Origin of the sequence: Flavobacterium sp. (assembly GCF_046155325.1) — a bacterium.
Taxonomy (GTDB): Bacteria; Bacteroidota; Bacteroidia; order Flavobacteriales; family Flavobacteriaceae; genus Flavobacterium.
In genome coordinates this window covers 1-8,340 of the sequence record NZ_JBJXDQ010000182.1, presented here as the reverse complement: position 1 = coordinate 8,340, position 8,340 = coordinate 1, and the positions used below count along the sequence as shown (strand labels likewise).

General features: G+C 27.8%; 8 protein-coding genes and 1 pseudogene. 1 reads left to right on the top strand and 8 read right to left on the bottom strand.

The window, feature by feature from the left end:
* The 4 genes from ACKVOD_RS12330 to ACKVOD_RS12315 all read right to left on the bottom strand — a co-directional run.
* On the bottom strand, positions 1-962 hold a 962-nt coding region (locus ACKVOD_RS12330), incomplete at its 3' end, for a UDP-glucuronic acid decarboxylase family protein (protein WP_409209768.1).
* A gap of 115 nt (positions 963-1,077) precedes the next feature.
* Positions 1,078-1,419 (bottom strand): glycosyltransferase, encoded by a 342-nt coding sequence (locus tag ACKVOD_RS12325; RefSeq protein WP_409209770.1) that lies wholly within the window; start codon positions 1,417-1,419, stop codon positions 1,078-1,080.
* A gap of 111 nt (positions 1,420-1,530) precedes the next feature.
* The gene (locus ACKVOD_RS12320) at positions 1,531-2,265 is read right to left on the bottom strand and encodes a class I SAM-dependent methyltransferase (RefSeq protein ID WP_409209767.1); all 735 of its coding nucleotides are present in this window, start codon (positions 2,263-2,265) and stop codon (positions 1,531-1,533) included.
* A gap of 9 nt (positions 2,266-2,274) precedes the next feature.
* On the bottom strand, positions 2,275-3,405 hold the full coding sequence (locus tag ACKVOD_RS12315; protein ID WP_409209766.1) for a glycosyltransferase: 1,131 nt from the start codon (positions 3,403-3,405) through the stop codon (positions 2,275-2,277).
* Positions 3,406-3,514: 109 nt separating this feature from the next.
* Between ACKVOD_RS12315 and ACKVOD_RS12310 the strand changes: the two genes are divergently transcribed.
* Positions 3,515-3,865: a hypothetical protein gene (locus ACKVOD_RS12310; RefSeq protein WP_409209765.1), complete on the top strand. Its 351-nt coding sequence runs from the start codon at positions 3,515-3,517 to the stop codon at positions 3,863-3,865.
* Here ACKVOD_RS12310 and ACKVOD_RS12305 read toward each other — a convergent pair.
* The 4 genes and pseudogenes from ACKVOD_RS12305 to ACKVOD_RS12290 all read right to left on the bottom strand — a co-directional run.
* Positions 3,846-4,661 carry an O-antigen ligase family protein gene (locus tag ACKVOD_RS12305; protein ID WP_409209769.1) on the bottom strand — a complete coding sequence of 272 codons (816 nt, stop codon included), beginning with the start codon at positions 4,659-4,661 and terminating at the stop codon, positions 3,846-3,848. The genes ACKVOD_RS12310 and ACKVOD_RS12305 overlap by 20 nt on opposite strands.
* A gap of 466 nt (positions 4,662-5,127) precedes the next feature.
* Entirely contained in the window at positions 5,128-6,180 is a 1,053-nt protein-coding gene (locus tag ACKVOD_RS12300; protein ID WP_409209764.1) for a hypothetical protein, read from the bottom strand.
* Positions 6,181-6,190: 10 nt separating this feature from the next.
* Positions 6,191-7,459: an MATE family efflux transporter gene (locus ACKVOD_RS12295; RefSeq protein ID WP_409209763.1), complete on the bottom strand. Its 1,269-nt coding sequence runs from the start codon at positions 7,457-7,459 to the stop codon at positions 6,191-6,193.
* A 78-nt stretch (positions 7,460-7,537) separates the two neighbouring features.
* Positions 7,538-8,340: pseudogene (locus ACKVOD_RS12290) on the bottom strand (hypothetical protein); the annotation flags it as partial.

Sequence of the window (8,340 nt, the reverse complement as noted above, 5' to 3'; positions counted from 1 at the left end):
TCTTTATGTTCCTCTTTTAGTAATTCAGATGTAGACAGCGATTTGAAATAATCATAGGTTATCTTCATGCCTTCTTCTCTAGTAACTTTAGCCTCCCAGCCCAATAAATTTTTGGCTTTTGTGGTGTCGGGTTGACGTTGCAAAGGATCGTTTATAGGTAATGGATGATACACTACTTTTTGATTCGTACCCGTCAATTTTATGATTTCGTCTGCAAAATCTTTAATGGTTATTTCGTCGGGATTGCCAATGTTTACTGGATATACATAATCTGAATGTAACAATCTGAAAATACCTTCTACTTGATCGTCTACATAACAAAAAGAACGGGTTTGCATGCCATCGCCAAAAATGGTTAAATCTTCTCCTCTAAGGGCTTGACCAATAAATGCTGGAATAACTCTTCCGTCATTCAATCGCATTCTAGGACCATAAGTATTAAAAATGCGAACAATTCTGGTTTCTACCCCATGAAAAGTTTGATATGCCATGGTTATGGATTCTTGAAAACGTTTGGCTTCATCATACACGCCTCTGGGCCCTATGGTGTTTACATTTCCATAATATTCTTCTGTTTGAGGGTGAACTAAGGGATCTCCATACACTTCGGAAGTGGAAGCGATGAGAATTCGAGCATTTTTGACCCTTGCCAATCCCAAAAGATTGTGTGTTCCTAAGGAACCCACTTTTAGGGTTTGAATAGGGATTTTAAGATAGTCTATCGGACTTGCTGGTGAGGCAAAATGAAGAATATAATCTAAATCACCTGGAACGTGAACAAATTTTGTTATATCGTGATGATAAAACTCAAAATGCTCTAATTTAAATAAATGTGCTATGTTTTTTAAATCTCCGGTGATGAGATTATCCATTCCTATAACGTGGTAGCCTTCGGCTATGAAACGATCGCACAAGTGAGAACCTAAAAAGCCCGCAGCTCCCGTAATTAAAATTCTTTTCATGTAAAGTATTATTTATATCGAATCGTTTAAAATTGCAATATTAACGAAATTTAAGAGTTTATATTGTTAAATTTTATAAAGAATTTTCTAGGTAGATTAAACCATCAAGTTCGGTTTAATTTTTAAACAATCGATATTTTTCCTCAACAAATTCTTTAATCTCTTTTTCAAAGCGTTCTTCAGAAAATTGCAAAGCGTTTTTACGTATAATTTTGGGATCAAATTGCATGGTCTCAAATGTGTTAATTGCGTCAAGTAACGATTGTACTTTTTGTTCTTTAAAAAACAAGCCTGTTTTTCCATCAATTACTGTTTCTAGAGCACCGCCTTTACCAAAAGCAATTACTGGTGTGCCACAAGCCTGAGCTTCTATGGGGGCAATTCCAAAATCTTCTTCTGCGGCAAAAACAAAAGCTTTCGCTTTTTGTAAGTATTGCTGAAATTCGTTTGCTGAAATGTGTCCACCATTAATTTAATTCTTTTTTAAGAAACCATTCTTAAAGCTGTAAAATAATAGTCATCTTTATTTTCTTCTTATTCGAAAAAATCAGTGTTTACATTTCTCAAATTACTTGATAGATTTAACTTTCTCCAAAATAAAAACATTGTTGAAATAAGCTGTTTCATCTTTTGGTAAAATGAAACTTAGCAAAACTCCTACAAAGTTATAAATGGTAATGAATGGCAATAAAATAATGTGTTTTATTATTTTGTTTTCAGGAAGAATATTTTTTATATAGTTAATTTTAAATTGATAAATAACTGCTATATAATTACCTGTTTTATAATTATGAATTATTTCAAAACCATTTTTTAAATATAAATGTTTTAATGCCGGAGTGGTATATCGTGCATAATCGTAAGGCATTTCGTGTTCCTCCCACATAAAAGGAGTGGTTATTATTGCTGTCCCTCCTGTTTTTAATATCCTATTGAATTCTAATAACAATTCATCTATATTAAAAACATGTTCTAACACCTCCGTACTTAAAATTGAATCAAATCGGTTGTTTTCAAAAGGAATTGTTTTACCATCATAAAAAACATCTACCTCTTTTTGTTTTTCTTCTCTTCCTTCTATTTTATAATCTACACCAATATATTCATCACAATTAGAAAAGAATTCTTTATACGGTTTAGTTCCGCAACCAAAATCAATCATAGATCCGCTTAGCAAATTGGAGTGTTTTAATATGGCTTTTCTTAATTCTTTTCTGATTAAAAAATTGTGGTTTATAAAAAACCCAAGAAAACTAGGATGAAATTTTTCTTTTTGAATTAGTGTAATTATTTTCTGCTTCATTTACTATTGTTAATTAAATTTTGAATGAACTGTATAAAATTCTTCTAATTTTAAAATGTTTTTAGATATATTGTAATCTTCGTTAAAGGAAATAAATGCGTTTTCAGAAAATTGTTTTAATGCCTTTTCATCAGATAAAAGATAAAGCGCTTTCTCAACAAAAGTATCTATATTATCATCCGAAATAACAAACCCATTAAATCCATCTTTAATTAAATCAACATTTCCGTCACAATTTGAAACTAAACATGGTTTAGAAAGTGCTAAACTTTCAATTATCGAATAAGGCAACCCTTCATAACGGGCGGTTGAAATATAAAATTTTGAATCATTAATTATGTTCAATATGTTGTCTCTGTTGGTCCAATTAATTAATGTAATCTTTTCCTCAAGATTTTTCTTTTTAATTAAATCTTGAACATTTGATAATCTATAGGATACCGGACCAACGCCCATGATTACTAAATGAACCTCTCTAAATTCATTGATTTTTCCTAAAATCTCAATCATTAATTCAATATTTTTTTGATAAGAAGGTCTTCCAACAGTACAAATGTATTCTTTTGGCCAAGTCCTTGGAATGGATAAATTAGGGACGTTATTTATGGAATTAATAGAGTTGTTTAAATAAAAAGCCCTTTTAGGGTCAAATTTTACCACATTCAAACCCCTTTTTAATTCTGAATTAGAGGTTGCCAATAATAATCCATCTCCTTTTGAAAAAAATCTTTCTAATAAAATAAATATTTTCCTTTTTATTTTAGTTTCAGCACTTAAATATGAAAATGCATGTGGCGTATAAATTACTTTTATATTAAGTAATCTTCCAACAACTCTACCCATAATACCTCCTTTAGCGCTATGGGCATGAATAATATTTGGTCTTTCTTTTTTTAATATTTTATAAATTTCAAAAATTGCTTTCAAATCCTTAATAAAAGATATATCTCTTACAATTGATGGTCTGTATTCCTTTACAGGTTCTTTATCTTTATCTAAAAATGGATGGTTGGTATCGTGTTTACCGTGTAAAATCACACTGCAAAATTTACTATTGTCAATATTGTCTAAAACAAATCTCACATAAACATCTACACCTCCCACAGAATGTAAAACATGTGCAATTTTAATTTTACTCATAACAATAATAATTTTATGTTTGCAAATATAAATATATAATGCGTATTTTCTTTCTAGGGATTTTATATTATTAAAAATTCGATATTTGCAATAATAAAAATAAAAAGACATGAAAAAATTAGTATTCATTAGCTTGCTTTTTTTAGTGAATATTTCAATTTCTTGTAAAAGAAATTTAGAATCAAGTTATAACAGTAAAGGAGAATTAGTTGCGCCAGATAGTTTGAAAGCAATATATGAGGGTAAAGTTGTAAAATCAACAATTGGTCAATGGTATTTGATAAAAGATGGGTTCAGGTGGAGAACTAATTCAATTAAAGCTACTAATGATTATTTTAAAAAAAATCCATCAGATACAAATTCTGTTATGGAAAATGTTTCAATTGAAGTGCTGCATCAGTTTCCAGAATCCGGAGAACTAATGCCAGGAGTTGTTTTTATTAAAGATGGGGCAAATTAACTTCCTGATTTATTCTATTTGTTTTTAAATAATTACTAGTAAATATACAAATCCAAAAACCACTAAAAACTATTCCATCAAAACGAATCAGAAAATCATCGGTTAGGTTGGAGATAAAAAACAACAAGAAAAATGCGATAACAATAACATTTTTTGATTTGTATCCAATAAAACCAATAAAACCAATGTAGATAAAGGTTCCTATTAGTCCTAACAATCCAAATTTGAGTAAAAAATCGAGATATTGATTGTGGACAGGAAATTGATGCTTTAATAGAAATTTTTGATTGGTTTTCTTATAATAATTAATCAATTCCTTTCTACTGTTAGAGGAACCAACTCCAAATATAAGATTGTCTTTTGATAAGTCAATTGTGGATTTCCAAATAGATAATCGAGTAACTAAGGAGCTATATACTTCTACTTCTGGTCTTTCTATTTGATCTAATTTTCCAATCATCTCAATTTTATCAAAAAGCAATCTATTATACTTTTCTTCCATAAAATTATTGTTTTTTATAAATACAACTAAAATTACCGAGATTGAAATAATAAAAATACTTGATGATTTAATTATTTGCCTTTTGTTTTTGTTTTTGAAAAAATGAAATACAAAAACGAGAAAATATCCTAAAAAGCTTGCTAATAATGCTATTCTTGTATTTATTATTAACAGTAGAATAAAGGAAAATAGGAACAAAATAAAATTTAAACCCTTCAATAAAAAGTGTTTGTTCTTTTTTAAATTTGATATTGAAAAATATAAATTGCAAATTGAAACAAATGCCAAATGCATATTTAAAGCCGGAGCATGAATTCCAATAGTATTGGCAAAATGATATCCCATTTGCCACATATTCATTCCGTAATAAAAGCTCAAAAAGAATTCATTATAGACAAAATAATACCTTATTAGAAAGAACACTACTATTAATGTTGTTGCCACAGAATAGGCCTTTACCAATGGATAAAACTTAATATATTTTTGATTTCCGATAATAAATATTGGAAACAATAAAAGAGTTATATATTTTTCTAATGACTTTATTCCTAAATAAAAATCATCATTGTTCCAAAAAAAAATAATCTCTAATAACAATGGGATTGCTATTATTAAAATATATTTCAATGCCCTTTTGGTAAAAGACAATTTTTTATAAGATAGCAATCCATAAAAAGAAAAGCAAATTATTGAAACCGTGCAAGGCAACCTAAATATTAGTGTGCTTGCGATTAATAATAAAAATGCGTTTAAAATAAAACTATGTTTTTCTGTTGAAATGTTCATAATATATTGCAAAATATATAATTGGTAAAAATCCTATTTTATGTCGAATTGAAGTCCCAAGATCTGGTTCAAATATTCCCTGCACAATAAAATATGAAAATAAAATTAGAAATATCCATAACTCTAAATAGTTTTCTTTTTTGTTTTTTAAGCATCTAGAAAATCTAACAATTAAAATATAATAAATTAATAATTCCCAAATTGCAAAAGCTAGAACCTGAGGGGAAAGCAAATGGCTTAAAGCTTGTCCTATTGGAATATTAACTGAAGCATACCCATAAAAAATACCAAATGCTTCTCCATACCAAGTGTCTTGGGAAATAGGAGATAATATAATTGTATTTACACTTTTAGCTTTAACTTCGGCATAATCTTGACGTGTTAGTTTTGACAAAAACTCACCTTTTATAATTCCATGACTAAAAGAAAGGAAAATTGCTATTACTAATCCATAAAAAATGGTTGCTAAAGCTTTCTTTTTAAAATGTATAAAAGAAATTAAATACATTCCTAAAGCAAAAATTGGGATCAATAAATAATAAGCTCTAAAAAAAGAAAAAGAAGTAATCAACAGCAATGAAAAAATAATTTTTTTTCTATTGGTTATTTTAGATTGAAAAATAAACGGAATCGAAGAAAAGAGTAAAAAAGTAATAAACTCTTTGGTTGGCATAGACATATAGATTCCTAATAAAAAGAATGCTACAAAAATTATTAAATTCTTTGAATTAAATATATGAAAATTTTTAGGAACCCCTATTTTATATAGGATATAAGATGCAATTGGAAATTGAATTAATGCAATAACAAAAAATGGGAGATACTTTAATTTTGTGATTTTATAAAACATTATAGCAAAGGGATAGCTGCCTATCCATCCTATTTCTTTATATTCATCAAAAATAATTATTTTGGTATCATTAAAATAACGTTCTGGTAATATATAGATTGTTAATGTTGATATTATTAAAAAAATACTAAACAAAACTAAAAACCAAAGTTTATTTTTTTTTATTATAATTTGCATTGCATAAAAATTATGTTAAAAATACAGCTATTTTATCTTTTTTATAGATAATAATTGTGGCAGCTAGATTCCATAAAAACATACTGACCGCATAAGAAAAAGCGGCTCCGTTCATTCCGTAAATAGGAATTAAAGTTTTATTTAAAAAGAAATTTATTATTACTGCAAAAATTAAAATAACTTGGAAAGTTTTTTGTCTCCCAGTCATATTTAAATAAACTTGGACCGCTCCAAAAAAAGAGCAAATTCCTTGACCAATCATTAATATGATTAATGACTCCCTAGCCACTAAGTATTTTGGGCCAAAAAACCCTAAAATAAGTTCAGAAAATAAACAAAAAAACAAAACTACAGGAATGGATATACAAAATATAATTCTAGCGCTGGTTCTCATTGTTTTTTTTAATTCTGATTTTTTATCTGAAAAAAATTGTTCTGCAATTTTAGGGGAAATAGTAATGTTTACAGAATTCATAATTACCAATAATAAGGTCATTAATTTAACCGACAAAGCATAGAAAGCAACTTCTTCGTTTCCATTAAATTTTTTTAAAAACATTACATCAAAACTCATTAATAAAAAAATAGCCATAGTGCTAATAGCAATAGGATAAGATTTTAAAAATATGAATCGATACGAAATTTCATCTTCACTCTTTAATGAGTATTCATTCCCTTTTTTATTAAAAACAGAAAATATCATTCGGGTAGAAATTATGGATAAAAAGAAAAAACCTATTAAAAATGTTTCAGCCAGATAAGATTCTTCTTGAATATAAAATAAAATAATTGAACCAATTATGACCGATAAATATTTAAAGGTGTTACGAAATAATTCGGCAATATATATTGATTCTAAAGCTCTGAGCGCTTCTGTATTAAAGATGGTAATACAATAAAAAAACAATAATAAAGTTGCTTTTAATATTACACTATATATTTTGAAATCATTTAAATAATAGCTTATTGTCTCGTTACCAATAATTAAAATCGATAAAAAGCTTATTAAAGACATTAAAAAAATTAAAAAAACCATTTTAAAATAAATACTTTTTAACTCTCCCAATCTATTTCGGCTCTTTAACATTCCTGTGAAATAAAGAATGGACTGATCGGTGCCTAAAACACAGATACTTCCCAATATTAGCAGGTAAGTTCTTATAAAATCATATTGACCTATTATTTTTGGATCATATGTTTTGGTTAAAAAAAGTGTAAATCCAAATAAAGTAACAACTCCAATAACTCTTAATATCATTACTTTGATACTTTGCATCATAAAATGATTCTTTTTAAATAAATTTAAAAAGGGTAAATATTTATTAAATGAATTTATAATTAGTGTATTGCTTTTCATTTATTGCTTTTCATTTCCAGTATATAATCCGCCATCATATTTGCCATATTGCATTGAATTCCAATCCCACAATACTTGATTAATTCTCACTTCTTTTCTATATTTTGGATTATTTATTTTGAGTTTTTTTAAAGACTCTAAATCGGATGGGAACTTAAACTTCCCATTTCTAATCAATAATTCCATTCCGTTTCTATCAATAATAACTCTGTCATCGAATAAAATAAAAATTTCTTCATAGGTTAAATTTTCTTTTTTGGGAAGCTCTACTTCTTCTATTGGTTCCTTACCCGTGAAATAGCCACCGTCATATTTTTTTCCTACCATCGTGTTCCAATTCCAAATAACTTGATTTATTTTTATTTCATCTTTATATTTTGGATGGTTTTTTTTGTATTCATTGACGCAATTTGCCTCTTTTGGGAATCTAAATTTAAAATTTCTTAATAAATATACCCCACCTGTTTTATCTATTACTAATCTATTATTATACTTCCTGAAAATCTCTTCATAGAAATCATCTCCACTAAGATGATCCTCTATTCTGTTTTTTTCTATTTCTTGACTTATTTTTTCTTTCTCAAAATTTTTGTTACTCGCTGCTACAATTGCATTATCCAACTCCACCTCATCAGGGGGATATATATCTTCCTTATTTTTGATTCGTTCATCACCGCGCCACTCAAATCCCCTAAGTTTTCGGGCATTTTCGGGCAAGTCTTTTTCGGGGTAAATATCGCCATCTACATTGTCAAAAAAGGTGATTGTTTCAATTTTACTTGTATCGTCCATGAGCATGTTTA